The sequence below is a fragment of the Paenibacillus hodogayensis genome, from assembly GCF_039536325.1.
GTDB classification, from domain to species: Bacteria; Bacillota; Bacilli; order Paenibacillales; family NBRC-103111; genus Paenibacillus_AB; species Paenibacillus_AB hodogayensis.
The window spans coordinates 59,159-86,157 of the sequence record NZ_BAAAYO010000013.1 but is presented as its reverse complement, the minus strand read 5'-3'; the positions used below and the strand labels follow the sequence as shown (position 1 = coordinate 86,157).

Genomic DNA, 26,999 nt, shown 5'->3' with positions numbered 1-26,999 from the left:
CTCAGCTACAGCTTAGCTTTGCGGTTTGTCGGACTGTTCCAGCCATTGTCCGATCCGCTCCGCATACTTTTGGGTAATGAACTGGGGGCGCGTGATGGCTCCGCCCACAACGACGTAGGTGGCTCCCGCCTTCAAAGCCTCTTCGGCTTCTTCCGGACTCCAGATGCGTCCTTCCGCCACGAGCGGCTTGGTCAGCCGTTCCGCCAACCGGCGGACCAGCTCCAAGTCGGGACCGGCCTGCTGCGGGCTGTACGGCGTATAGCCGGACATCGTCGTGGAGATCAGATCCGCGCCGAGCGACTCGGCCAGAAGTCCTTCCTCCAAGGTGGAAATATCGGCCATAACCGCAACTCCGGCTTCATGGCAATGCCGGATCAGCGAAGCGACCCGTTCGGCGCGATCCTCGCGGTCGGTCATATCCATCGCGACTACGTCCGCACCGGCATCGATGATCTCCTGCACATCGACCAGCTCCGGCGTGATGTAAATGGCCGATCCCGGAATGTCGCGTTTCAGCAGGCCGATGACGGGCAGCTTGACGACAGACTTGATGTCGCGGATATCGGCCGGTCCGTTCGCGCGTATGCCGATCGCTCCTCCCTGCTCGGCGGCAAGCGCCATGCGGGCCATCGTGCCTTGAAAATAAAGCGGCTCGCCGGGCAATGCCTGACAAGATACAATAAGTCCTCTTTGGGCAAATATCGGTTTCATGCGGGGAACACTCCTCGGTTCTCTGGATGTATGGCTGCAGCGGCAATCGGTACTCGCGACCGACGACCGCCGGTAAAACGGAAATGCGAATGATCGGAACGGTTCAACCGGGAACTTATAGTTCGATTATATCACGAATTGGAGAAAAACTCCCTTTGTATTTATAATATTGAAGGAAAAATTCACAACTTTCATTTCAATTCCGGCCAATCCCGCCACCAATGATGACGCTTGAATTGAGAAGGAAAGATCTTACAATAAAACCAAGGCTGGAGAAACGCTCCACTTTTGTCGGTGATTATGAACGGATAATTTTGTTTTCGCCCCGAAGGATTCGGGCTACAACGGACCGCAGTGGAAATAAGCGGGGGGTGAATCTCTCGTACTAACGGATAACGGCTTGACTAAATAGAAGATTATCGGATACAATAAACACAATCGAATCAAAGGGGAGTAGCTAGCTACAGCAAAGTCGTCATTACGGGACTAACCACGTCCTCGGCTTTGTTGGCAACGGGAAGCCGTTGTTAGCAAGACCTTTGCCGAACAGGTAAAGGTCTGCTCCGTTGCGATTCATTTTGGAACGGCCTTTACCGCTCGCGGGTAAGGGCCGTTCTTCGTTATATGCCCGCCCGACACATGGGAGGAGGGATCGGGTATGGATTGGTTCACGGGAGAGATGCTCTCCGCGCTGCTGATGATTATCGTCATCGATCTGGTGCTGGCGGGGGACAATGCGATCGTCATCGGTATGGCGGCGCGCAATCTGCCCAAGGAACAGCAGAAGAAAGCGGTCATCTGGGGGACGGTCGGGGCGGTCGTCATCCGGGCCGTGGCAACGCTCGCCGTCGTGTGGCTGCTGGCGATTCCGGGACTGCTGCTGGCGGGAGGATTGTTCCTCGTCTGGATCGCGCTGAAGCTCCTTACCGAGGAGAAAAATCACGACAATGTGCAGGCGGGGACGACGCTCGCCGCCGCGATCCGCACGATCGTCATTGCCGATGCGGTTATGGGGATCGACAACATTTTGGCCGTAGCCGGAGCCGCGCACGGCAGCTTCGCGCTGGTGGTAGTCGGACTGGCTATCAGCGTGCCGGTTATGGTGTGGGGCAGCACGCTTGTGCTGAAGCTGATCGAGAAGTATCCCGTCACCATGTACATCGGCGCGGCCGTTCTGGCGTTTACGGCGGGCAAGATGATCGTCGACGAGAAGTTTGTGAAGGCTTGGATCGGAGAAGGGTTTTGGAAATGGGCGATCGTAGTGGTTATCGTCGTTGTCGTTATGGCGGTCGGCATGGCCATCAAGAAGGCGCGGAGAAAAGACGATCCGCAGCAATCCGGCGGTCAAGAGCCGTTCAAGGCGTCCTGAAGCGCGAATCGAATCGAATCGGAAGAAACGTCAAAAAACCCGGTATCCTTGCGGAGGAGCACCGGGTTTTTTGACGTTTAATAAAGCAGGCAAGCGACTTGATGGCCTTCGGCGACCTCCTTGAGCGCGGGACGCTCGATGGCGCACCGGTCGAACGCCTTCGGACAGCGGGTATGGAACGGGCAGCCGCTCGGCGGCTTGGCCGGGCTCGGCACGTCGCCCTCAAGAACGATCCGCTCCTGGATCACGTTCCGCTTTGGCTGCGGGGCGGCCGAAAGCAGCGCCTCCGTATAAGGGTGAAGCGGCTTCCGGAACAAGCTCTGGGTCGATGCCAGCTCAACCATCGTGCCCAAGTACATAACCCCGACCCGGTCGCTGATATGCTTCACGACGGCCAAGTTATGCGAGATAAACATATAGGACAAATGGTACTGATGCTTCAGCTCGACCATCAGGTTCAAAATTTGCGACTGGATCGACACGTCGAGAGCCGATACGGCTTCGTCCGCCACAATAAGTTTCGGATTCAGCGCAAGCGCGCGGGCGATGCTGATGCGCTGGCGCTGGCCGCCCGAGAATTCATGCGGGTGCCGGAACCGGTCGGCTTCACGAAGGCCGACGGTTTCCAGCAGCCTGCACACCTCGCGGTCGATATCCGTTTTGGACACGAGGCCGTGAATGACGAACGGCTCGGCGATCAGCTCGCGGACCGTCATTTTCCCGTTCAGCGACGAATGCGGGTCCTGAAAAATCATCTGAAAATCCCGGCGCAGCTTTCGCAGGCTAGAGGCCGGGATACGGGCAATATCGCGGCCTTCGAATCGGATCTGGCCTTCGGTCGGGTCCAGCACCCGCATGATCATCCGGCCGGTCGTCGACTTGCCGCAGCCGGACTCCCCGACGATGCCGAGCGTTTCCCCGGCGTTGATCGTGAACGATACGCCGTCCACCGCTTTGACGTGGCCGACTGTTTTGCGCAAAAATCCGGCTTTGATCGGAAAATATTTTTTGAGGCCGGTTACCTCCAGCAGCACTTCGCTCATGATGATGCACCTCCCCCGACAAGATCGCAGCGAACGTAATGCCCCGGACGGATTTCCCGCAGTTCCGGCATGCGGCGCCTGCAGGAAGGCTGGGCCAGGCTGCAGCGGTCCGCGAACCGGCAGCCTTCGGGGAAAGCGGCAGCGCTCGGAACGGTTCCCGGTATCGAGTAGAGAACGTCCTTCCGTTCCTCGAGGGAGGGGATGGACAGGAGCAGCGCCTGCGTATACGGATGCAGCGGGCTGTCGAAGACTGTATCCGCGTCGGCGCTTTCCACGACCTGTCCCCCATACATGACGACGACGTGATCGGCCATTTCCGCCACGACTCCGAGATCGTGGGTAATCAGAATGATCGACGTTTGCAGATCGTCGCGCATTTTTTTCATCAGCTTCAATACTTGAATCTGGATCGTCACGTCAAGCGCGGTGGTCGGCTCGTCCGCGATCAGCAGCTTCGGTTCGCATACCATCGCCATGGCGATCATGACGCGCTGGCGCATGCCGCCGGACAACCGGTGCGGGTATTCGCCGAAAATCCGTTCCGGCTGGGGAACACCTACAAACGTCAGCATATCGATCGCTTTCGTTTTTGCCTCTTGTCGGGAGACGGAGCGGTGACGCAGCAGCACCTCCGTAATTTGCTCGCCGACCTTCATGACCGGATTGAGCGCGGTCATCGGTTCTTGGAAGATCATCGAGATCCGGTCGCCGCGGACGCGGGTCATTTCCTTTTCCGACAGCTTCGTCAGATCTTTGCCCTGAAAACGGATTTCTCCCTCGACGATCCGGCCCATCGGCTTGGGCAGCAGCTGCATGATGGACAGGGAGGTGATGCTTTTGCCGCTTCCCGACTCCCCGACAATACAGACGATCTGGCCTTCGTCTACATCCAGATCGACTCCGTCCACGGCGCGGACTACGGCTTGCTTCGTATGAAATTGTGTTTTCAGGCTGCGGATTTCCATAAGCCTTTCCGCCACGGTATTGCCCTCCCCTCTTGTCTTCGGAGTCAACGCTTCAGCTTCGGATCGAGCACGTCCCGCAGCGCTTCGCCCAACAGGCTGTATGCGAGCACGGTAGTGAGGATCAGTGCGCCGGGATAAACCGCCAGCACGGGGGCCGTCCAGATGTACGTTTGCGAATTTTGCAGCATATTGCCCCAGGAGGCGAGCGGCGGCTGAATGCCAAGGCCCAAATAGGACAAGCCGGATTCGGCCAGTATCGCCCAGCCGATGCCCAAGGTGGCCAGTACGATGATCGAGGAGAACGTTTGCGGCAGCACATGCCGGAACAATATGCGCCACGGACTCGCGCCAAGCGTCGTCTCGGCCTCCACCAGACTGCTGCTGCGCCATTTCAACACCTCAGCATGCACGATCCGGGCCATCTGCGGCCAATAAGTCAGACCGACGGCGATAATGACAACCGGAGGACTATTTCCGAACGAAGTGATCTCGATCAGAATAAGGAAAAAAGACGGTATGGACAGCATCATATCGACGATGCGCATAATGACGTATTCCGCGGATCCTCCGAAGAAGCCGGCGATCGAACCGAGCAAGCCGCCGATCACGACGGCAAGCGCCATGGCGGCAAAGCCGACCGTCAGCGTAATCCGGCCGCCCGCTACGATGCGGGCCAACTCGTCGCGACCCAACTCGTCCGTGCCTAGCCAATGCTCTGCGCTTGCGGGCATTGTGGCCGACAGAGGATCGGTATTCGTAGGCGCATGCTTGAGAAACAAGGGAGCGAGTGCCACGAATAGGTGCAGGATGAGAAGAAAAGCGAGCGCGGCTTTTCCGGATATGGACAAATTTTTAAGCGTTTTGACGATCGCCGTTCCGATTCCGGGAACGGTCGAAGGGGACAGGGACGACCGATTGTCGGTATAAATGCCGCCGTTACTCATAGCGAATCCTCGGATCGAGCACGGAGTAAAGCAAGTCCGTCAGCAGGTTGGTCACGATGACGATTGCCCCGACAAGCATCGTCACGCCCATCACAACGGTATAATCGCGGTTCGTCGCCGCTTGTACGGCCAATCGGCCCATACCCGGCCAGCCGAATACGTTCTCTACCACAACCGACCCGCCGAGCAGAATCGGAATGATCAGGCCGACGATGGCGGCGATAGGAATCAGCGCGTTTCGCAGCGCATGCCGGAAGAAGACGCTCAGGCTGCCGAGTCCTTTGGCTTTCGCCGTACGGATGAAATCGAGTCCGATGACGTCGACCATAGCGGAACGGGTGAAGCGGACGATATTCGGCAGCATCAGAATCGAAAGCGTCAGCATCGGCAGCACGATGTGATGCGCCAGATCGGCCACCGAGAAGGCGCTGCCAGCCGTAACCATGCCGGACGCAGGGAAAATTTGCAGAGTGACGGCGAACACGATAATGAGCAAAATACCGAGCCAAAACTCGGGAATGGCCATGCCGAACGTAGAGGAGAACGTGACCAGCCGGTCGACGACGCCTCCTCGTTTGACAGCGGCCAGCACGCCAAGCGGGATGCCGATCAACAGCGTGAACGCCAAGGTGGAGGCCGCCAATATGACCGTATTGGGCAGCCGTTCGGCCAGCAGCGAGGTGACCGGCTGCTGGGAATCGAGCGAAAGCCCGAGATCGCCGCGCAGCAATCCGCCAAGCCATTCAACGTAACGCTGGACGACCGGCTTGTCGAGCCCGAGATGCTTGGTTAACGCTTCCCGCTGCTCGGCGGTCGATTCAAAGTTCATGATGGCCGACGGTCCGCCGGGTGCGAGATTGATCAGGAAGAAGGTCAGGATCGATACCAGCAGCAGCGTGAGCAATCCTTGACTGACGCGCGAGACAATAAATCGGGCCATCGGGACATTCCCTTCCTTTCTGCCGGGAGACGGCTGTGCGGTTCGTCTCCCGGCGAGGATTCAGCTTTATTTTTGTACGGTCCATTCGGTGATGTGGTCCTCGGCCACGATAAAGGTGGTCTTGGGCACGGTCAGTTTCTTCTGGGTGGCGACTGCCAGCGTCGGATACCACAAGTACAGGTAAGGCAATTCTTCCGCTGTCATGGCTTGAACGTCGTTGTAAATTTTAACCCGCTCTTCCGTCGTCTTCGCACTGCGGCCTGCTTCAAGCAGCTTGTCGAGCGCCGGATTTTTGTAGTTGGGGATGTTGTTGCCCTTGCCCGCCGAGCTGCTGTGGTAATAGGCCAGCACGTCCGGGTCTACCGGGGCGCGCCACCAGCAGAGCGTAGCGTCGTATTGACGGTTGCCGACTACTTTCTGTACGTAGGTGTTCCAGTCGATGACCTGCAGGTTGATCTTGATGCCGATCTTCTGCCAGTAATCTTGGACGAGCTGAGAAGCTTGGACCAGGACGCCGTATTGACCGGCGGGCATGTTGATCTCGAACGTCTTGCCGTCCTTCTGCAGGAAGCCGTCGGCACCCGGCGTATAGCCCGCTTCTTTAAGCAGCGCTTTCGCCTTTTCCGGATCGTAGCCGTACGTTTTGACGTTTTTGTTGTAATACTTCTCCTGAATCGGGGCGATCGGTCCGGTTGCGACCTTGCCGTAGCCTTTCAATACGCCCTTGATGATCGCATCGCGGTCAATGGCGTAGAGCAGCGCTTGGCGCACCCTGACATCTTGGAAACGCTCCTGCGTAAAGTCCAAAGCGACCCAATAGTAGTTATTGTCGGCCAGCTCGTTGACGGTCAGATTCGGATTCGATTTCAGCTTCTCCATCAAGGTCGGGTCCGTAACGTTAACCATGGAGAGCGTACCCGACAGCAGCTGGGCGATTTGCGTATTGCTGTCCGGAACGATGCTGACGATTACTTTGGCGATTTTGGCCGCGCCTTCGTAATAGTTCGGATTGCGTTCCAGCTCGACATGCTGTCCGGCCATATATTTGGAAAGCATGTACGGACCGGTGCCAACCGGCTTTTCTTTATTGAAGGAAGTCAGCTTCCACGGATCCTGGCCTTCGAAAATATGCTTGGGCAATATTTTGGCGTACCAGGCCAAATAGTTGGGCAGCGAAGACCATGGCTTCTTCAGTACGAACTGTACTTGATTCGGATTGACGGCAACGACCTTCTCCACATCGACGAAGTTGGAGGAGTTGCTCGCCCCGAGCTCTTTCTTCAGCACGATTTCATTGAATGTATAGGCGACGTCGTCGGCCGTGAACGGCTTGCCGTCGGACCAGTTGACGCCCTGGCGCAAGTTGAACGTCCAGCTCATGCCGTCATCGGCAACTTTCCAATCGGACGCAAGCGCCGGAACCGGCTGGTAATCCTTGCCCCATTTCGTTAGCCCGTCGAACAAAATTTCCGTAATCGGCTGCGATTCGGCATAACCGGTCGGGGACCACGGGTTGAAATTGGGCTCGGCATTGGTAGCCAAGTTAATCGTGGCGTTCGTGTCGATATTAGCCGGGTTGGCCGGAGTCTGTGCAGTGCTGCCGGTCGGCGGTGCGGAGCCTTCCGGCTGGGCGGACGGCTTGGCGCTGCAGCCGGAGAGGACTAGGGCCCCGGCCATAATGGTCGTGCATGCGGCAGTCATCCATGATTTGCGTTTGTACATGTGTACAATCCCCCTTGACATGGTTACAGAAGTTTATTGAAACGGCTTTTCCCGCTTGGGGAAGTAGCCGAGAAACTTGGAGATTTTGTCGGCCGCTTCCACCGTCAGCTGCCCGAATTCAGGGAGCGCTTCCGGACCGACCCGGATCGTCGGACCGCCTGCGCTAATCGCCGCGATGACTTTGCCGTTCTTGCCGAAGATTGGCGCTCCGACCCCGCGGGCACCCGCTTCGTAATCTTCGTCGCTGATGCTGTAGCCGCGGCGCCGGATTTCCTCCAGTTCAATGCGCAGCTGGTCGGGATCGGCTACGGTGTTTTCGGTAATTTTCTGATAATGAGGCAGCATCCCGAGCACCTTCTCCTGCTCCTCTATAGGAAGGAAAGCCAATATCGCCTTAGGGCAAGCGCCGGCATGGAGCGGCGTTCGTTGGCCAAGTCGCGACATGAGGCGGACACCCTGCTTGCCATGCCGCCGGGCGATAATGGTAGACTGCCCGTCCAGCAAGCAGCACAGGTTGACCGTCTCTCCGGTAGCCCGCTGCAAGCTTTCCATAACCGGCTGGGCCAATTCCTCGAGGGGCGCGTCGGGCTCGGCGGCCAGCGCCAAATTGTACGTAATTGTGGTTACCACATAATAGCCTTCCGATTCCATGCGCAATAGGCCAAATTCTTCCAATGATTTCAAGCTGCGGAATACTTGGTTTTTGGAAAGACCGGTCGTTGTCTCCAGGTCGGCGATCGTGAACCGGTAGGGGGGCTCGCAGAAAGAGAAGAGCACTTGAAGGGTTTTCATAACGGATTCGATCGCATAACGGGATTCGCCGTTTTTACGGTCGACGGTAGCGGTAGGAATAGGGTTGTCCACAATGAATCCTCCTTGGCTGACGCGGTTCCTTCAGCGGCATTTCCGATGTCAGAATAATTCACATCTCGACAAAGGATCGGTTGTTGAACCCCATTGTATACGATTCCATTTGACTTAGTCAAACAAATTTTATTTTTAAACAGGTTGATTTTTCGATAATCGGAGAGTAAAGTAGAAAATAACTTTTTGGAAGCAGTTTCAAGGCCTTTTTCCGTTTTATGGTTCATTTCTTAATTGAAACAAAGTTTATTCAGTCAAATGGGAAGTCATGGAATCGAGGAGGCGGCTGGTAGTATGCTGAAGACATTGAAGATCAACGGCGTCCTTCTTCATGTAGAGGATCAGGGCGAGGGACCCGCTATTGTAACGCTTCATGGAGGACCGGGACTGGGCTCGCGGCATGGAGACGCTTCCACCTTCGGGACGTTCGCGGCGGAGGGATACCGGGTCGTTTCGTACGATCAGCGGGGCAACGGCGAATCGGAGGGGGCCGAGCCTTACAGCCACGAGCAGTTCAACGCGGACACGGAAGCGCTCCGCGTCGAGCTCGGTCTGGATAAGATCGTCATCGCCGGAGGCTCGTATGGAGGCTATTTGGCGCTCGAATATGCGTTGAGATACCCGGATCGCGTGGCCGGAATCGTGCTGCGGGATACGGCGGCCTCCAATAAGTATCGCAATACCGCCCACGACCGCGCTATGAAGAGCGGCCTGCCGGGTATTACCGAGGAGATGCTGAACCGGTTGTTTAACGGCGAAGCGCGCAGCGACGAGGATTTCCGCGAGATGTATGCGGCGATTTTGCCGCTGTACTGGGTGGAATTTACGCAGCGCGATCTGGACGATCATCTGAATTCGATCCGTTTCCGGCACGAGACCCATAACTGGGCGTTCTCGCGCAACCAGCCGTCTTTCAACATCGTCGACCGTCTGAAGACGATTCAAGCGCCTACACTTGTCCTTTGCGGGCGGCATGACTGGATTACTCCTCTGGAGGCATCTGAAGAGATTGCCCGCGAAATTCCGAACAGCCGGCTGGTCGTATTCGAGAACAGCGGCCATTCCCCGCAGAAGGAAGAGCGGGAGAAGTTTCTCGCCGAGGTTCGCGGTTTTCTGCATGAAGTTGCTCCGCGGCATTGACTGCATTTTTGCATACCGAACACCCTACATCCTGACGAAAGAGACGTGATGACAGCATGAATAAGAAAAATTACCGCGGTTACCGCTCGTATCAATATTTGGAGGCCGGAGTGGACTTCAAATCGTTCGAGCTCGTAAAGGAGACGACTCTATTCCCCGACTATACTATTCCCGTTAAGGAAGACGAGGAAGCGCGCGTACAGAAGCTAATCGAGGAAAATATCGTCATCTCGCTCCACGAGCATACGTTCAAGGCGCCGGTTAATCTGAGCGAATTTTTCGAATTTCGTCGCTGGGGCCGGGACTCGACCGGTTATGAAGGTCTTGCGTCGTCCGGACTCGACTGCGTCTTCGACAACCTGATGAACGGTACGGCCATGATTACCTCCCGCGGCGGCTGGAAATGGGACGATATCATATACGACTTGGGCATGAGGCTGAGCGATATTGCCCACCAGGATATGGTCATTCTCGGGTTGACGACCGACGATATACGCCGCGCCAAGGCGAACGGCCAGATCGCCTTCGTGCCGTCGATCGAAGGGGCCAGCATGATCGAGAACGAGCTGGACCGTCTTGATATTTTGTACGGATTCGGCGTACGCTGCATGGGAATCGCTTATAGCGAAGGCAACTCGCTCGGCATGGGTCTGAAGGAGAAGCGGGACGGCGGGTTGACCGAATTCGGCAGACAAGCCGTTCGCCGCATGAACAAGCTGGGCATGGCTATCGACGTCTCCCACTCCGGGGATCAGACGTCTCTGGATACGATCGAAACGAGCGATAAGCCGATCTTCATTACGCACGCCGGAGCCCGGGCGCTCTGGAATACGAACCGGTTGAAGCCGGACGACGTCATTCGGGCGTGTGCGGAAAAAGGCGGCGTCATCGCCATCGAGGCAGCCCCGCATACGACCATTACCGCGAATCATCCGCGTCACAATATCGAATCGTTCATGGAGCATTTCGAATACTGCGTCAATCTGGTCGGCATCGATCACGTCTCGTTCGGTCCGGATACGCTGTTCGGCGATCATGTCGGCTTGCATAAAGCGTTCGCCGAGGCTCTCTCGCTTTCCGCCTCCAAGGGCAGTCAGCCTTACGAGAAGGTAGAGTATGTGCAAGGGTTGGAAAACCCGGGGCAATGCTTCCCTAACATCGTGCGCTGGCTGGTGAAGCACGGCTATTCCGATACAGACATCGCCAAAGTTATCGGCGGCAACACGATGCGTGTGCTTGAGGAAGTATGGTGGAATCCGCGCAAGCAGGGCTTCGGCGCGGGGCAGGCGTAACCGGACGACAAACTGTCGATTGGAATGATACTTTGAATGCTGGTAAAACGGGCCTCTTTCTTCGCTTTTGGGCGGAGGGGAGGCTTTTTCCTAATCGCATTGGTGATTGACAGAATCGGATTCAAATAGTATTGTCCAAACTAATAAGGCGGGTTGAATAGGCCTGGCTAAAATAAAAAGAAATGAATGTGATCTTTCTATGCAGCTTCGGCTACGAACAACCAAGATGAAAGCTTTTTTGAACCGTTCTTTTTCCGGAGAGTCGATGGATTACCGCCAGATGCTTGCCTTGTTTATTCCCATCCTGATCGATCAGGCCTTCATTTTCGGCTTGAGTTTGATCAATACGGCGATGATCAGTTCATCGGGAGTGGCGGCGGTAAGCGCGGTCAATATGGTCGACTCTTTGAGCATTTTTCTGATCAATGTGTTCGCGGCCGTTGCGACCGGGGGAACGGTAGTCGTGGCGCAGTACAAAGGGAGAGGGAACAACCAGATGGTCGCCCGCGCAGCCGCAGGGAGCATCGCTTCCGTTACGCTGCTGTCGATCGCGATCGCTTTATTGGTTGTCGGCTTGCATAACCCGATCCTCCGTGTTTTGTTCGGATCGGCTTCATTCGATGTCATGGAGAAAGCCAGCGTTTATTTGATCGGCAGCAGCATTTCGTTTATTGGGCTCGCGGTCGTTCAGGCAGTTTGCGGTGCGCTCCGAGGAATGGGGAAGTCCCGGGCCTCGATGTTCTTATCTTTAATTATGAACCTGTCGTATGTGGTACTGAACGTTCTCTTTATTACTTTCCTGCATATGGGGGTAATGGGGATGACGGTTGCTTTGAATATCGCCCGTTTTGCCGGGGCGGCTTGCGCGCTGTACTATTTGTTCAAGGTAGATGAGTCCATGCACTTGCGAATCCGGGATCTGTTTCAGGTTTCAATGACGATGCTGCGCAAAATCATGTTCATCGGATTGCCGTTTGCCGCAGAGCAGATGTTTTTCAACGGGGGAAAGCTGCTCACCCAAATCTTTATCGTCGGATTGGGTACTTATGCCATCGCGACCAATGCAATCGCTTCTTCGCTTGCGAGCGTGCTGCAAATTCCCGCTTCCGCGCTGTCTTTGACCATCGTAACGGTAGTCGGGCAATGTATAGGCGGGGGCAATTTGGAAGATGCCAAGAAATTCATAAAATCGTTTTTGTGGCTCGGTTCCGTTTTCTTGACATTGACCACTTTACTGTTGATGCCCTTTTTCGTGCCGCTAGTGGGGATATTCAATCCTCCGGCCGAAATCGTAGACGATATTTTCTGGGTGATTCTACTTAACGCGATCGCTCAAATTCCGCTATGGCCGCTAAGCTTTATTTTGCCTTCCGCGCTGCGGGCAGCCGGAGACTCCCGGTTCACCTCGATTTCCTCGATGCTGAGCATGTGGCTGTTTCGAGTCATATTCGGCTATATTCTGGGCATTACGCTCGGCATGGGCATTTTAGGCGTCTGGCTGGCCATGTGCTGCGAATGGGGCGTACGCGGCATCATATTTCTGTTACGGTTCCGGGGAGACAAATGGTACCGACATAAGCTTATTTGAGCAAAGAAAAAAGGCTGTCCCAGAAGTAAGTTTCAGCTCGCTTTTTGGAAACAGCCCAATAACTGATCCATGGTGTAATACAAAGAAACCGTTCTTTTCGTAAATGGTTGGTCGTTCTGCCATTTGACCAAAAGACGGTTTCTTTTGATTATCTCCAGCTAATTTAATACAGTTGAAAATGTTGAATTTATCGTATGATTTCTATCCAAACTTTATAAAATGGCTGATATAGAATTAACAAAATTCTTGAATGAGGAGAGGCGCTTGAAGATGTCTTGCAAATATTATTAAACGGAGGTAGTGATGAAAACACCTTATAAAGTTGTGAAAACGGTATCTTTGCTACAGCTGGGTATATGTGTTGTATACATGATTTATTTTTTTATGGATAACTCAATCTGGAGTAATCCAAGCAAGAGTCAGATAGCCTTACTTTATGAGATCCTCTTGACTGGAAGTATGGCGGTAGTTTCTGGAATCGGTCTTTACTTTAAGAAAAAATGGGGGTGGTCTTGGGCAATTTTTTTCTATTCGTACATTAGTTTGTCGCTTCTTAGAGACGTTATATATGTTGGAAAGGCAATAAATGATGAATTATTAATAAATATTGGGTATAGTTACATGTTTAAATTTATTGAGATATTATGTTTTGTTGGAATATTTATTCTATTGAATACAAAACACATTGCCAGTGTGTTTCAACAAAAAAACACGATTCAAAAATCGGTTTATTTGTTTGTGCTATCACTTATTCTGTTAGTAATCGATTCAATGATCATGTTGAATATTTTTCGTTGAAGTCAATGATCTAGTACAAAGTCAGACCTTAAACGGTATCCTTGGAATGGAGCGAATCCCTTGTACATCAAGGGATCGAGCTTTTCCGAATACACAGGATTAGCTCTGACTTTGTACTAGTGGTCAATCGCGGCTGTCCTGCAGCTATGCAACAACAGGCTCCAATATCGTGCTAAGCGTGGGAAATAATCATCTTAGGCTAGTTGAAAGTTGACGAAAAAATATCGAAACGCCAAATAACCGCAGTATCGCGAATCGCGAACTGCGGTTATTTGGCGTTTCGATCGCGCCTACCGATTGGGAATCGTCAGACTGCCTTTTTCCTGCAAGGTTGCGATATCGTTTGCCTTGACCAGCCCTTTGGACAGCGTGTACAGCGTGTCGCCGATATAGACGATCCGCTCCACGTTGCGGACGCTGTTGTACGGGACGTTGCCGGACTTCAGCCGATCGTCGGCGGTCATATGGGTAATCGGCGTCTTCAGCCGGAAGCCGTTCGTCAGGTCCAGATCGTAGACGTAGGCGCCCTGAAACTTGAACTGCCCGTATGCCGTGATCGCGTCCTGATTGTTGGCCGCTTTATTCGGCACCTCCATCACCGTGACCGGAAAAGCCAGCAGACCGCGTTCTTTGGAGAACAACAGCGCTTTCGGGTTGTGCAGCAGCTCGGATTCGGTACCGCGGTCGCCAATCGTCTCTTTGAACAGTTCCACCGGCGAGCTGACGTCGGTAACATCGAACAACGACAGCTTCATGCCCTGGTAATAGGCCACAGTGCGATTCGGGTCGTTCGGATCGCCCTTGAGCGGCATTTCGACCGTGTCCTTGCCGAACCCGATCAGGTGCGTGTCGTCATACGGATGCAGGTAATCGCTGTAGCCGGGTATTTTCAACGCTCCCAGCACGGTCGGCGCCGCAGGGTTGGCGAGATCGATGGCGAACAGCGGATCGGTGTTCTTGAAGGTGACCATGTAAGCCCGGTTGCCCATGAAGCGCACCGAATAAATGCGCTCGCCCGGAGCGATACCCTCCAGCTTACCGAGCGGCTTGAGCGCCTCGTCGAGCGTGTATACGTTGTTCTTCGAGGTGTTCTCGTCGGTCCGCCACATCTCGCCATTCGTCGTCGCGATGCGGAAAATGCCGTTATGCTCATCCATCGAATACTGATTCAGCACGGTTCCCGGTACTTCGCCCTGCGTCACGAAGGTCGTCTTGCCTTGCTCCAGCCGGAACTTGTAAACAGCCGTATTCGTCTCGTAGCTCGGAGGGGCGATCTTGCTCTTCATCAGCGCATCTGCACCAGGCGTCGCCGGTGCGCCCGTATTCACGGAAGGCTTGTCGAGCTGCTTCATCTTGCCGACCGCGACGTACAGATTGTCGCCGGAGGCGTACACATTTTGGCCGGAGCCGAGGTAAGCGGTGACATGGGCTGGCTGGTCGGGCCGATCCAGATTGATGCCGCCCACCAGCATATAATTCGATTCCGGCGATTGCGGGAAATAGCGGATCTCGGGATAATCGATCGCGATCGACCCGCCGGGCACCGCCGAATCGGCATAGACGGGAGCGTAAGCTTTCGCTTCCTCGGTCGTGCCGGCACCGCTGCCTACTTTGGTCGAATAGGGGTAACCGTTATATTTATTCGTTACCAGATAGAGCGCCGGGCCGATTTTCCTCGATGAAACGTAGTCGCCGTCCAATTCCACTTCGCGCAGCTGCTTTGGCGCCGTTTTGTCGGCAATATCGTAGATGATCGCCTTTACGGTCGAAGGTGCGGCGGGAATCGGGGCGATCATCCGCTTGGCACTGGATGCCGGGATGGCGTCAAACTCTTTCGTATTACGGCTGGTGGCCCCGATGACGATCAAATACCGATCGTCCACGTACAGCTCCTGCGGGCGGAACGGGGAGTCGTCGAAGTGTATGACGCTCTTAATCTCCATCCGGTCGGCCGGAACCGCTTGGGTGATGAAGATCCGTCCCTGGTTCACCTGGTACAAATAAGTGCCATCGGTCTTGATGACGTCCGATTCGTCCACGCCTTCGACCTGCGCGTTCGTCGTGGAATGATCCGTAACGGAAGCTTCGGTTTTTTGTTTCATCGTGGAAGAGACCGGTGCGCGCGGGCTTTCGGTGGCCCCCTTACTCGAGGCGGCGCTTTTTTCCGCGCTCGGAACGGGAGCAACCCCTTCCCGGGCGACGGCAGCGCTCGCATCGAAGCCGAGCTGTCCGTTCAGCTTGCCGGACTGTTCGAGCATCGCTTTCATCTTGTCGAAGCTGCCGACGGTCGGCAAGCTTTGCAGATGATCGATAGCCGCGGTTCGCGTATCGGCGTCCCAGGTGACGAGCGTATCGAACGCTTCGCCAATAAAACGGAGCGGCACCATCGTCGTCCCGCCGATCAGCCGGGGAGCGGCAGCCAATTGCAGCGGCTGCCCGTTCTTCACGGCCTCGCGGGAATCGAGAAAGAGCTTTATCGTCGAAGCTCCCTTGCTGAGCGAGACGGAACGGGTAGTCTCGTCCCAGCTTACTTCCGTGCCGAGCGCTTCGGCGATATTGCGCAGCGGAACAAGAGCGGCGCCGTCGGAGAGAAAGGGAGGACTTTCGGTTGGAAAAGGTTGTCCGAACAGCGTAATCCGTATGTCCCCGCCCGACAGGCCTTCCGCGTAGGTGTCGGCTGCCTCGGCTCTTGCCGGCAGAGGCGTTCCTTGCGATGGACTGAGCGTCGCCAGCGTCAGCAGTGCCGCCGCGGTGAATAGCACTTTTTTCACATCGAATCCTCCTGTCATTCGTTTCAAATTTGCTTGTTACGCTCTAAACGAGGGGGGCTGGGAAATTGTTGCAGCGCGGCAAGCGTTTTTTTGGTTGTTTGGATGGAATGAACAAAAGTATATGCAGGTTGATCGATTTCTGTATGTTGTGCCGGCAGGGGGCATGGTACGATGAACACGAAGGCGAGGATGGAAGGGACCTGCATAACGGTGCGGCATCTCGGTTGTCGGCTATGCTGGACGGCCTTGCCTGCGGGTAAAACGAAAGATGCCGGAGACGGCGGTCCCGACAACTGCCGGGCGCGCTGCGGTTCGCGATTCGGCCGACCGAAGAGGGAAGGCACAGCCTCACATGCGGTACGCCCGACGATATTCCGATGGGCTTATGCGCATTTTTTGCGAGAATACTCTGCTGAAGTAGAAGCCGTTGCTGTAGCCGCACTGCAAGGCGATCTCCTCCAGCGTAAGGCGATTGTCCTGCAGCAGCGCCCGGGCTTTGTCCAGACGCAGCCCGCTGACGTATTCGCTCGGATTGACGCCGAACCGCTTGCGGAAGCGGCGGCTGAATTGCACGGTGCTGAGTCCGAGAGAGGACGCCAGCTGGTTCATGCTGACCATATCGTAAGCGCTTTCTTCGAGGGCGAGCGCGGCCTGCTGCATAAGCGGATCATCGGGCAGGAGCGGCTGTTCCGTCTGCCGTCCTTCCGCCCATTCCCATTCGATCTGCTCCCACAGGTCGCGCAGCAGAAAGCTGCTGCGGGCTGCCGCAGGAGGGTCGGAGCGCCGCTTCAGAGGCTCGAGATAGTCGTAGGTCGATTCGAACCGTCGCGTGTCCCGAATGGTGTTTTTGCCGATCCGGTCGACGACTATCTCCTCCTCGGCTACGATAGCTCCAAGAGCGTCGAACCAGGAATAGTACAGCACGAGAAAAGTAGCCGGCCGGAGCATCTCCCTTCGCAGTTCCGTATCAGGCGGACATAGCACGAGATCGCCTTTCTCGGCGATCCCCTCGCGTTCGCCGATTCCGAACCGGAAGCTGCCTTCCTTGACGACAAACAGCATCCAGATCGGACTGCGGTCCTTGGCCAGCTCAAATTGCGCTTTCGCATACCAGGAGGTCATTACGTGAACCGTGGGGTTCAACTCGCGGGGGCTATAGATCGGCACCTTGCCATCACCGCCTCGTAGGTTTCTGTTCTTAAAATAACGGATCGTACGGAGAATGAAAAGTGTTTTTTCTTGAACCCGCCCATCAATTTATATAGAGGGCACAAAACCGATTCGTCTAGAGAAATGGAGAGATCCCCTATGAATTCAAGTCTGCACGGCGCCCGCATTCGTTTGCAAACCGGCTTGTTCGTAGCCGGCGGGGGCATGTCCGGCGTAGCCGCGGCCATCGCGGCCGCCCGCAACGGCCTCCACGTTATGTTATGTCAGGACCGGCCGGTGCTCGGAGGCAATGCTTCTTCGGAAATACGCATGCACATCAGCGGCTCATCGGTACGCGGCAAAGCATTGGAAACCGAGTCCAGGGAGAGCGGCATCGTCGAGGAAATTTTGCTGGAATGCGCGGTGCGCAACCCCCAGCGCTGCGCCCATATGCTCGATCTGATTTTGTACGAGAAATGTCGGGCCGAACCCAATCTGACGCTGATGCTGAACGCCTGCGTCGTGGGCGTCCGCATGGACGGGGCACGGATCGCATCCGTGTACGTCAATCGGGAAAGCACGGAGCAGTTTTACGAGATCGAAGCGGAGCTGTTCGCGGACTGTACCGGCGACGGGCGGCTCGGGTACGAGGCGGGAGCGGCCTTCACCACAGGCCGGGAAGCAGCCGCCGAATACGGGGAATCGGTGGCTTCGGACAATCGGGATGCTTACCGGCTCGGTTCCTCCTTGCTGTTCACTTCGAAGGATATGGGCAGACCGATGCCCTTCGTGCCTCCGGCATGGATACGCCGCTTCTCGGAGGAGGACCTGCGCTTCCGCCAGCATCCGACCTGGGAGTACGGTTACTGGTGGGTCGAATACGGAGGGATGCGGGATACGATCAAGGACAACGAAGAAATCCGCGACGAACTGCTCGCGATTATGCTCGGGGTATGGGACCATATCAAGAATAGCGGTCATCATCCGGAGTCGGAGAACTGGGCGTTGGATTGGTTCGGCTTCGTGCCCGGAAAACGCGAGTCGCGTCGGTTTATCGGGCAGCACATGCTGCAGCAGGGCGACATCGAGCAGGCTGTCGATTTTCCGGATGTGATCGCATACGGGGGATGGTCGATGGACATTCACCACCCGGCCGGCATCGAGGCGACGAAGGAAAAACCGAATATCCACCCGTACACGCCGCATATGTACAGCATCCCGCTCCGCTCGCTCGTCAGCGCGAACGTATGCAATCTGCTGTTCGCCGGACGGAACATATCGGCTACGCATGTGGCTTTTTCCAGCACGAGGGTGATGGCGACCTGCGCCTTGATGGGGGAAGGGCTGGGCACTTACGCCGCACTGGCGATCCGCGAAGGGAAGCCGGACGACGGCTGGCGAGACGGCGAACTCGTCCGCGCGGTTCAGCAGCAGCTCCTGAGGCAGGGCGCCTTCTTGCCGGGCAGGCTGCTGGAAGACCGCAATCTGGCGTCCGAAGCGACTATTGCCGCCTCGTCCGAACGGGAGAACGGGCTCGCAGCGCTCGTCGTCGACGGCTATACGCGGTCCGTCCATGGATCGCGGGGAGTTCGTCCGGACTTGACCGCAGCCGGGACCCATCGCTGGATGTCCGAGCCCGGCGATCTGCGGCCGTGGCTGGAGCTGCGCTGGGAGCAGCCGGTCGCCGTCTCGCGCATTACGCTCAGGCTCGATACCGGGCTGCACCGGCACTTGGCTTTGACGCATGCCGATGACCACCATCGGACGATGGCTTGGGGAGCGCAGCCGGAAACGCTCAAAGACTTCGTTCTGCTGGCTGGGAAGGGTGGAAGCCTCCAGCCTCTCGCCGAGGTGAAGGACAACTACCGGGGGCTGCTGCAATTCGATATAGATGTGCAGGAGATCGATTGTTTCCGTCTGGAGGTGATCTCGACCAACGGCTTGGATCACGCCAGGGTAATGGAAATCCGTTGCGAGTAGGGAAAGCAAGCATAGGACAATCGGGGGGGATTGGCATGAACAAGGGAAGAAGATACGTTAGCGGTATGGCGCTGCTGCTTGGCTTAACGCTCGCCGTAGCCGGATGCGGCAAATCGGGGGAGTCCACCGGCAATGAAGCTCCAGGAGCGAAGGAAGGAGACGCCGCAGTGAAAGTAAGTGACGCGCCCGTAACGCTCACGGCGGCTATCGATGCGGTTATTATCGACAGCGCGCTGGAGGCGCTGATCAAGGACAAGTTGAAGAAGAGTCATCCGAACCTTACGCTGAACATCATTCAGCCGGGCAAAGGCACGACTCTGGACGAATTGATCGCCACCGGAACGGTGCCGGATATCGTGTTCACGTACAGCGGGCGACTGACGTCGTACCAAGACAAGGGCATCCTGTACGATATGACGGAATTGCTCAAGACGCATAAGTTTGACTTGAGCCGTTTCGAGCCTCAGATGATTACCGATACGAAGGTCGGTTCGGCGAATGGAGAGCTGTACGGCATTCCATACAGCCGCAACTTTCACGCTTTCTATTATAATAAGGACATTTTCGACAAATTCGGGGTGCCGTATCCGCAGGACGGGATGAACTGGAATCAGATTCTCGAGCTGGCCAAAAAAGTGACGCGGTACGAAGGAGGCACGCAATACCGCGGCGTCGATCCGGGAAGCGGCATTTCGTGGATATACCAGCCGCTCGGCATCGAGGCGGACGATTACAAGACCGGCAAGGCGACTCTGAACAACGACAAGTGGAAGCAAGTATTCGAGCTCGTCAAAGCCATGTTTACGATCCCCGGCAACGAGCCGCAGGGCGCTGCTATCGACAACTTCCTGAAGGAAAAAAGGCTGGCGATGATCATGTACACGAACATGTTCTCGCAACTGGAGGGCCCGACGAAGGAAGGTTTCAACTGGGACGTTGCGCAGTACCCCAGCTATCCGGAGCGTCCGAACCTATACGGCAATGCGAGCGTCAACATTATGACGATTACGAAGACGAGCAAATACAAGGAGCAGGCGCTTCAGGTCATAGCCGCCGCAACCTCCGACGAGGTGCAGCTCGAGAGCTCGAGGCAGGGGCGCATCTCGCCGCTGCTAAAACCGGAAATTCAAAGGGAGTTCGGCAAAAACCTGGATATTTTGAAGGGCAAGAACATCCAAAGCATTTTTAAGAGCAAGCCGGTTCCGTATCCGAACTCGTCGCCGTACCGGTCGAAGTCCGAGGCGATCGCCAAAACGTATTTCAACGACTATCTCGCGGGGACGATCGACATCAATACGGCACTCAGCAAAGGCGACGAGGAAATCAACAAAATGCTGCAGGCCGAGAAAAGTAAGTAGGGTATTGGAAGTCAGGGAGAAGAGGGCGCCGAGGCGCCCCGGGAGAAGCGGCCGGTGCGGTCGCCAAAGCTGTCGCTCTGCGGAGGGCCGACCTTGCGCCGGTCATATCCGCCATGAAAAAAGATCGAGACGGGATAGAGCGTATCCCGGCCTCGATCTTTTCGTTTCGCTGCGACAAATCGCAGCTCTTTCGCGTTGACGCATTCGCTGATTGCCTTATCATACCTCGACCCATTCCCGGCGGAGGGAGAACAGCTCCTTCAGCTGATCGGTGGACAGCTCGGTGATCCATTGCTCGCCGCCACCGATAATTTGCCGGCTCAGCAGCTGCTTGCGCTCGATCATTTCGTCAATCTTCTCCTCCAGCGTGCCGAGCGTGACAAACTTATGCACCTGCACCCGCTTCGTCTGTCCGATGCGGAAGGCACGGTCCGTCGCCTGGTTCTCGACCGCCGGATTCCACCAGCGGTCGACGTGGAACACGTGGTTGGCTGCGGTCAGATTAAGCCCGATGCCTCCGGCTTTAAGCGACAGCAGGAAGATGCCGCAGTCGCGATCCTCCTGGAAGCGGGCGATCATCCGGTCGCGCTGCGCTTTGGAAGAGCCGCCGTGCAGGAACAGCACCTCTTCGTCCAACTCCTTGGACAGCGCGCGTTGAAGCAGGTGGCCCATATCCACGAATTGGGTGAAGACGAGGCAGCGGTCGCCCTCCTCGCGAAGCTCCCGGACCATGGCCAGCAGCCGATCGAGCTTCTGCGACCGGTTGCCCTTATGGGCAGCGGTCGGACTTTCTTTGCCGTAGATGGCCGGATGGTCGCAAATCTGCTTCAGCTTCGTCAGGGTGGCGAGGATGAGGCCGCGCCGTTCCATAGGAGGGAGCCGGTCCAGCCGGTCGAACAGATCGGCGATGACATTCTCGTACAGCGACGCCTGTTCCACGGTCAACGATACGTACGCTTTGGCCTCCATCTTCTCCGGCAGGTCGAGCTCGATCGCGGGATCGCTTTTAACGCGGCGGAGCAGGAACGGCTGGGCCAGCCGCTGCACCTGGCCGACCAGCTCTTTATCCTGCGTCTTCTCGATCCGGTTGGCAAAGCGCTCGTTGAAGGAACGCAAATTGCCCAAATAGCCGGGATTGATAAAGTCGAAAATCGACCAGAGCTCGGCAAGCCGGTTCTCGATCGGCGTACCGGTCATGGCAATCCGGTGATCGGCCTCCAGCTTGCGGATCGACGTGGACTGCTTCGTATAAGCATTCTTAATATTTTGGGCCTCGTCCAGACAGATCGAGCTCCAACGCACTTGCAGCAATTCCGCCTCGTCCAGGTGCGCCAGCGCGTAGGAGGTGAGCACCAGGTCGCAGCCGCGCATCTCGTCGGCAAAGCCGACGCCTTTCAAGCGCTGCGGACCGTAGTGCAGCCGCACCTTCAGATCGGGAGCGAACCGTTCCAGCTCCTTCTGCCAGTTGCCCAGCACCGAGGTCGGGCAGACGAGCAGGGAAGGCGATCCTGCCGTCCCTTGTTCCTTCACGCCGAGCAAGTAAGTGATCCACTGAATCGTTTTGCCAAGGCCCATATCGTCGGCCAGACAGCCGCCCAGCCCGAACCGGCGCAAAAACAGCAGCCAGGACGCGCCCAGCACCTGGTAATGGCGCAGGGAACCGCGAAATCCGGCGGGAGGCTCCAGCATCGGTACGGTCTGTGCCCGCTTCAGCTGCCGCAGGAAGCTGCGCAGATGCTCGTTCAGCTCGACCTCGACCCGCAGCGCTTCCGCATGGTCGCGCAAATCCTCGGCTGCGCCGCCGCCGTCCGCTCCGTCCGTTTCGTCTTGCGGACCGAGCAGATGCATCTCCAGCACATCGCGGAACGACAAGCCCTTTTTGCGGCGAACCTGCTTGATCCACTGCTGTACCTGCTGAAGCGTTTCCGGATCGAGCAGTACCCACCGGCCGCGGATGCGCACCAACTGCCGGTTGTTCTCGACAAGACTGCGGAATTCGGCTTCGGCCAGCTCATCGTCGCCGATAGCCATCCGCCAGTCGAACTGGACGATGCCGCCGAGTCCGAACAGCGATTCGCCGGAGGAGCCGAAGCCCGGCCGAATCTTTGCCTTCAGACGCGGTTTCGTGCGGCGCAGGCGCTCCCACCAGGCGGGCAGCAGTACCGTTTGGCCGAACTCGGCCAGCACGATGCTTTTGTCCGTAAGGAAGTCCCAGGCTTCGGCGTAATCGATAGCGGTGCGGATCGGCCAGCCGTCTTCGGCACCGTCCTTTTCTGCGCCGCGGAGCCACGGCACTATCGCTGTCCACTTCGCGGCCGCCTGACGAATGCGCGAGGCGAAGGGCAGCCATTCGGCGGGACAGTCCGGGCCGGGCTCGCCCAAAGCGTCGCATTCCACGATCCGGGCCGGATCGTTTCTGGCTTGCAGCACGACGGACAGCGACCACGATTCGCCCTCTTCGGGCTCGGTCAGGCGCAGCGCCGGTCGGAACGGAGCTTCATCCGGCGACCAGCCGATCGAGACGAGCCAGTCGTCCTCGTCCGTCCAGAGCTCCTCCAGTGTGGACCGGAATACGCCGTCGTGAGCCTCTGCCGGCTCCGTGTTCTCCGCCGACGCTTCATCCTGCTCGTCGGGATCGCGGAAGAACGCGTCTCCGGTTCTGGCGTAACGCCGGCGCCGCTCTTCGCCGCGCCGTACGATTTCCATATCCGGGTGCCGTTCCTCCATCACCTGCTGCATCCAGTCGTCCCAGAAGGGAGGGAGCGAAACCGCCGCTTCCGCTGCTTCCGCGCCCTCCGCCGGCTTGATTTTCCAGCCCCAGCCCCCGGCTTTCCACTTGGCAAAATCCGGCACGACCGCCCCGCTGCGCAGCGCAGCGGCGGCAATCCGCGCCACCGCTTGGAGCGATTGCGCCTCCTCGCTCCAAACGAGCGGGGCATAACCGTTCCAAGGCGGCGAAGCCAAGTAGTCGACCGCTTCGGCCGCGGGAAGCAGGACGCCTTCCTGCCGGTCCCACTCCAGCGTCTCGATGAACGTTCCATAGAAGGACGGTTCGTGCCAGGCGAACAGCAGCTGCTTGATCGCCGTCGCATCCAGCGCGCCGCCGCCCACTTGCTCGCCCCGGAGCCAGAACGATCCGGAGTCCAGCCACCTGCAATGTATCGTAATGGGCGCCTTCGTTTTCATCGAAGCAACTTTCCTTTCGTCAGTTCCTCCCGGAAGGCGCGCAGCCGCGCATACTGCAGCGACAGCCTGTGCAGAAACAGCTCGTAGCGTTCCGTCTGCCCGGCTTGACCGTACAGCGCGCCCAGCTTCTTCATCAGCCGGATCGCTTCCTTGTAGGACGAGCGGTTTTTTTGCATGATGCACCGGTCGATGCTTTGGTGATAAAGAGGGAAAACAACCGTCGGATCGTAGCTCTCCGCCGCCCGCAGGTCGGCCGGGTACAACTCGAACACGGCGACTCGCTCGGCCAGGTGGTAATTGGCCCAATCCCGGAACCGCTGCGATTTCACCAGAAATTCGGTATAGACGTAGTAGCTGGCCGGAAGCATGGAGACGAGCGCGCGGGCCCACTCCTCCTCGCGGCCAAGCTCCTTGGCGGCGTCGGCGGCGTGCGAGCATAAGGTCTGGAACAGATCGCGGTCGGTTTTGCGGCATTGCGGGAGCAGCCACTGCAGCCATAGCCACAGCCGTTCCCATTGACCGGTGCCGCTGAACAGCCTGGTGTAGTATAACGCTTCACCGGGATGGAATGCGCCCGCTTGCGCGAGCTCCGCCCACGCTTCCTTGTCCCGTCCGGCCATGACGTGGAAATGGGCCCGCGCCTTGCGCCAGTCGTCCTCCTCGGATTCGCTGCGCGCTGCCGCCAGCCTGCGCCCGATCGCACTTTCTTCGGCGGCTTTCCACTCGTCCGTGGCGAGCAGCCGCGTCCATAGCAGCCGGTAGACGTCGAGCCACCGCACCAGCGGTACGGCCGGCCGTCCGGCAATGGAGGCGACGACGAGAGAGGAGATGCCGAGCAGCTGCTCCGGCCAGCGGCGCACGGCCTCGTCCGCATCGGTATTCCCGGCCGTCTCTGTCAGGCGGCGCTCCAGCGACTCGGCCGTTTCTTTGTATTGCAGCAGCCGCGGAGCGACTCCCGGCCCGCCCGAGCCGTAATCGTGCTCGAGCTTGCGCATCGCGTAGACGAGACCGAGAAGCGTCAGCAGCTGCTTGGCCCCCGGCACCCACCACGTGGAAGGACGGATGGCCGTTTGCAGGGCGGCCCCGTAATATTCATCGACATCGTATTTCCATAAAGGATGGCGTTCGGCGAACGAAGCGAATTCGTGCTCCATATGAGCCAGCCATTCCTCCGGCGTTGCGGATTCCTTCAAGCCGGGAGAGGCGGGCTGGGCGGAAGGGAGCAAGGCGGTTTGCCGGTGCAGCCTCGAGCCGCTGCGGGCTGCGGGGCGCGGGGCCTCCTGCCGCTGCTTCCAGTCCTTCACGAAGGCGTCCGGCCTGCCATACACCGAGAAAGCATAAAAAAATACGGCCGCCATATGCTTGCAGCATCCTTCATAAGGGCAACTGCATTCGCTCAATCCGAAAAAATCGAGATCCAGCTTTACGCTGTACGTCTCCCCGCCCTGGACCTTGGACACGATGGCCCGCCCCGGTACGACTTCGGTATTGTACACGTATCCTTTTTGCTGGTATTCGAGTCCTTGTTCGACGACATGCAGCTCGAAATGGCGACGGATTTCTTCGCCAAGCCGATCGAGCTCTTCACGAGAGATTTGCTTCTTGAGCATAGGTGGCATCAACTCCGTTATGGCGTAACCCTTATTATACCATAGTACACAAAGGCGCGAATAAGTAATCCTCCCCATGGCTGACAATTAGCCGGGGCAACCGGTCGGCATCGAATAGTTGTAGGCGGATTCCGCTGTCCTTCCTTAACGTTAGCTTCGCTCGAGCTGCATGCAGTGGAACTCGGCCGGTCCGGTAGGGGTGTTGCGGACGTATGTATCGTGGATCGCGAAGCCCGCTTGCTCGTAAGCGCGGATCGCTCGCACGTTGAAGGTAAGCACCTCGAGATCGATTCCGTCGAGCGGTTTGCGCTGACGAGCCCTCTCCGCGATCGCTTTCGTAAACGACGGTCCGAGCCGCCGCCCGCAGAGCTCGGGCTTCAAGCCGAGACCGAGGCGCGTCCAGCCGGCCAGCGGGAAAAACTGCGCGAATCCGCACAGCTCGCCGCTCCCGTCCAACACCGCTTCGAACTGCTCCCTGCGGATCGCGGGATCGCCGAACTCCTCCGTGCGCTCCTTCAGTTGTTCCCAAGGGGTCCAGTTAAAGATGTCGTAGGGCTCCGGATAACGCCACTTGCAAATGCTCTTCCCGTGCTCCTCCGTCATCGGGACAAACCGCCATCCGGTTTGTGATAATGGCATAACGCATACACGCCCCCTTCTCCTGTATTCCCATTGTACCGAAAAGTTTACGGAAAATGGGAACCATTTTTCGATTTCTCGCGTATATATCGGTAGTTTTGACGAAACGAACAGGAGGGCTTGCTTCGATGGCCAGACTCGAGTACAGGCTGTTAGACGAGAAAAACGGATTTCCTTTGTTATATTATTACGATTTTATCGATAAGGACGAAATCTCGCTCCGTTTCGCCTGCGACTATCTGGTGAAGGACCGGGTCGTGTATGAGAAAACCTCGTGCGCGATCGAGCCGAAGGCTTACGTCATTTATGTCAAAACCGCCGAGGACGAGCAGGCTTCGGGAGGAGGCGTGGAGCTGTCCGGATACCGGGGAGGAATCCGGATCGAGCTTAGGGAATATAAAGCGGGGACGGCTCATTACCCGGTTATTCACGTGTATCAATTTCAGGACGATGACGACGCGCTGCTGCATTTGCAGAGCAATTATGTGCATTGGAACGGACAGGAATGGGAGAAGACGTCCGCGGAAGTGGATGAGGATCGCAAAGTGTACGTTTATTATGCTGTACCGTCCGTATAAGGTCAGGCAGCAGGAGCGGATAGGAGGAAACGGATGTGGATGGGGAGAACGGCAAAGCCCGCAAGCTGGTCAGCTTGTTCGTGGCGGCGGCTCTGATCGCCGCGCCCGGATGCGGCAGCAGCCGAACGGTTTCGGCCCGGGATTGCTGGGACCGCAACAACGACGGCTATTGCGATGACGACGGCAGCTCGGTCGGCGGCGGCAGCTATCATTATGTAAACGGCAGTAGGGTATACACAAGAAGCGGAGTGAGCGATTCGTCCCATGAAAGCTCGTACAAGTCTTCCTCCGGCATATCGACCGGTTCCAAAGGCGGTATCGGCAGTTCCTCCGGATCGAGCAGCAGTTGACG

At 57.1% G+C, this 26,999-nt stretch carries 21 protein-coding genes; 9 read left to right on the top strand and 12 right to left on the bottom strand.

The window, feature by feature from the left end:
• Positions 1–12: 12 nt before the first annotated feature.
• Entirely contained in the window at positions 13–711 is a 699-nt protein-coding gene (locus ABD796_RS26530; protein ID WP_344913860.1) for an N-acetylmannosamine-6-phosphate 2-epimerase, read from the bottom strand.
• A 658-nt stretch (positions 712–1,369) separates the two neighbouring features.
• Here ABD796_RS26530 and ABD796_RS26525 point away from each other — a divergent pair.
• Complete coding sequence (locus ABD796_RS26525; RefSeq protein ID WP_344913857.1) at positions 1,370–2,080, top strand: TerC family protein; 711 nt, start codon at positions 1,370–1,372, stop codon at positions 2,078–2,080.
• A gap of 77 nt (positions 2,081–2,157) precedes the next feature.
• Here the strand turns inward: ABD796_RS26525 and ABD796_RS26520 are convergent, their stop codons facing one another.
• From ABD796_RS26520 to ABD796_RS26495, 6 genes are all read right to left on the bottom strand, one after another.
• Positions 2,158–3,123: an ABC transporter ATP-binding protein gene (locus tag ABD796_RS26520; protein ID WP_344913854.1), complete on the bottom strand. Its 966-nt coding sequence runs from the start codon at positions 3,121–3,123 to the stop codon at positions 2,158–2,160.
• Positions 3,120–4,103 (bottom strand): ABC transporter ATP-binding protein, encoded by a 984-nt coding sequence (locus ABD796_RS26515; RefSeq protein ID WP_344913851.1) that lies wholly within the window; start codon positions 4,101–4,103, stop codon positions 3,120–3,122. Before ABD796_RS26515 ends, ABD796_RS26520 begins: the two co-directional genes overlap by 4 nt.
• 29 nt (positions 4,104–4,132) lie before the next feature.
• Positions 4,133–5,032, bottom strand: a complete 900-nt coding sequence (locus ABD796_RS26510; RefSeq protein ID WP_344913848.1) for an ABC transporter permease — start codon at positions 5,030–5,032, stop codon at positions 4,133–4,135.
• Positions 5,025–5,972, bottom strand: coding sequence for an ABC transporter permease (locus ABD796_RS26505; protein WP_344913845.1), 948 nt, complete (start codon positions 5,970–5,972; stop codon positions 5,025–5,027). Before ABD796_RS26505 ends, ABD796_RS26510 begins: the two co-directional genes overlap by 8 nt.
• A 66-nt stretch (positions 5,973–6,038) precedes the next feature.
• A complete protein-coding gene (locus ABD796_RS26500; RefSeq protein ID WP_344913842.1) occupies positions 6,039–7,694 on the bottom strand; it encodes an ABC transporter substrate-binding protein in 1,656 nt (551 codons plus the stop codon).
• Positions 7,695–7,727: 33 nt separating this feature from the next.
• Positions 7,728–8,558: an IclR family transcriptional regulator gene (locus tag ABD796_RS26495; RefSeq protein ID WP_344913839.1), complete on the bottom strand. Its 831-nt coding sequence runs from the start codon at positions 8,556–8,558 to the stop codon at positions 7,728–7,730.
• A 294-nt stretch (positions 8,559–8,852) separates the two neighbouring features.
• Between ABD796_RS26495 and ABD796_RS26490 the strand changes: the two genes are divergently transcribed.
• The 4 genes from ABD796_RS26490 to ABD796_RS26475 all read left to right on the top strand — a co-directional run bounded on the left by ABD796_RS26490 (position 8,853) and on the right by ABD796_RS26475 (position 13,376).
• Positions 8,853–9,698 (top strand): alpha/beta fold hydrolase, encoded by an 846-nt coding sequence (locus tag ABD796_RS26490; protein WP_344913836.1) that lies wholly within the window; start codon positions 8,853–8,855, stop codon positions 9,696–9,698.
• Positions 9,699–9,754: 56 nt separating this feature from the next.
• Complete coding sequence (locus tag ABD796_RS26485; protein ID WP_344913833.1) at positions 9,755–10,990, top strand: dipeptidase; 1,236 nt, start codon at positions 9,755–9,757, stop codon at positions 10,988–10,990.
• 199 nt (positions 10,991–11,189) lie between these two features.
• A complete protein-coding gene (locus ABD796_RS26480) occupies positions 11,190–12,578 on the top strand; it encodes an MATE family efflux transporter (protein WP_344913830.1) in 1,389 nt (462 codons plus the stop codon).
• Positions 12,579–12,881: 303 nt separating this feature from the next.
• Entirely contained in the window at positions 12,882–13,376 is a 495-nt protein-coding gene (locus tag ABD796_RS26475) for a hypothetical protein (protein ID WP_344913827.1), read from the top strand.
• 290 nt (positions 13,377–13,666) lie between these two features.
• Here ABD796_RS26475 and ABD796_RS26470 read toward each other — a convergent pair whose 3' ends face one another.
• Positions 13,667–16,147, bottom strand: a complete 2,481-nt coding sequence (locus ABD796_RS26470; RefSeq protein ID WP_344913824.1) for a beta-propeller domain-containing protein — start codon at positions 16,145–16,147, stop codon at positions 13,667–13,669.
• A gap of 348 nt (positions 16,148–16,495) precedes the next feature.
• Positions 16,496–17,314, bottom strand: a complete 819-nt coding sequence (locus ABD796_RS26465; RefSeq protein ID WP_344913821.1) for a helix-turn-helix domain-containing protein — start codon at positions 17,312–17,314, stop codon at positions 16,496–16,498.
• Between the two features lie 141 nt (positions 17,315–17,455).
• Here ABD796_RS26465 and ABD796_RS26460 point away from each other — a divergent pair, with 141 nt between their 5' ends.
• Both ABD796_RS26460 and ABD796_RS26455 read left to right on the top strand, forming a co-directional pair.
• The gene (locus ABD796_RS26460; protein ID WP_344913818.1) at positions 17,456–19,276 is read left to right on the top strand and encodes an FAD-dependent oxidoreductase; all 1,821 of its coding nucleotides are present in this window, start codon (positions 17,456–17,458) and stop codon (positions 19,274–19,276) included.
• A gap of 35 nt (positions 19,277–19,311) precedes the next feature.
• The gene (locus tag ABD796_RS26455) at positions 19,312–20,634 is read left to right on the top strand and encodes an ABC transporter substrate-binding protein (RefSeq protein WP_344913815.1); all 1,323 of its coding nucleotides are present in this window, start codon (positions 19,312–19,314) and stop codon (positions 20,632–20,634) included.
• Between the two features lie 219 nt (positions 20,635–20,853).
• Here the strand turns inward: ABD796_RS26455 and ABD796_RS26450 are convergent, their stop codons facing one another.
• The 3 genes from ABD796_RS26450 to ABD796_RS26440 all read right to left on the bottom strand — a co-directional run bounded on the left by ABD796_RS26450 (position 20,854) and on the right by ABD796_RS26440 (position 26,069).
• A complete protein-coding gene (locus ABD796_RS26450) occupies positions 20,854–23,820 on the bottom strand; it encodes a DEAD/DEAH box helicase (protein WP_344913812.1) in 2,967 nt (988 codons plus the stop codon).
• Complete coding sequence (locus ABD796_RS26445; protein ID WP_344913809.1) at positions 23,817–25,430, bottom strand: SWIM zinc finger family protein; 1,614 nt, start codon at positions 25,428–25,430, stop codon at positions 23,817–23,819. The genes ABD796_RS26450 and ABD796_RS26445 overlap by 4 nt, the downstream gene beginning before the upstream one ends.
• A 150-nt stretch (positions 25,431–25,580) precedes the next feature.
• Entirely contained in the window at positions 25,581–26,069 is a 489-nt protein-coding gene (locus ABD796_RS26440; RefSeq protein ID WP_344913807.1) for a GNAT family N-acetyltransferase, read from the bottom strand.
• A gap of 128 nt (positions 26,070–26,197) precedes the next feature.
• On the opposite strand from ABD796_RS26440, the gene ABD796_RS26435 reads away from it, so the two are divergent.
• Together ABD796_RS26435 and ABD796_RS26430 are read left to right on the top strand one after the other, a co-directional pair.
• The gene (locus ABD796_RS26435) at positions 26,198–26,647 is read left to right on the top strand and encodes a hypothetical protein (RefSeq protein ID WP_344913804.1); all 450 of its coding nucleotides are present in this window, start codon (positions 26,198–26,200) and stop codon (positions 26,645–26,647) included.
• Positions 26,648–26,682: 35 nt separating this feature from the next.
• A complete protein-coding gene (locus tag ABD796_RS26430; RefSeq protein ID WP_344913801.1) occupies positions 26,683–26,997 on the top strand; it encodes a hypothetical protein in 315 nt (104 codons plus the stop codon).
• Positions 26,998–26,999 lie beyond the last annotated feature (2 nt).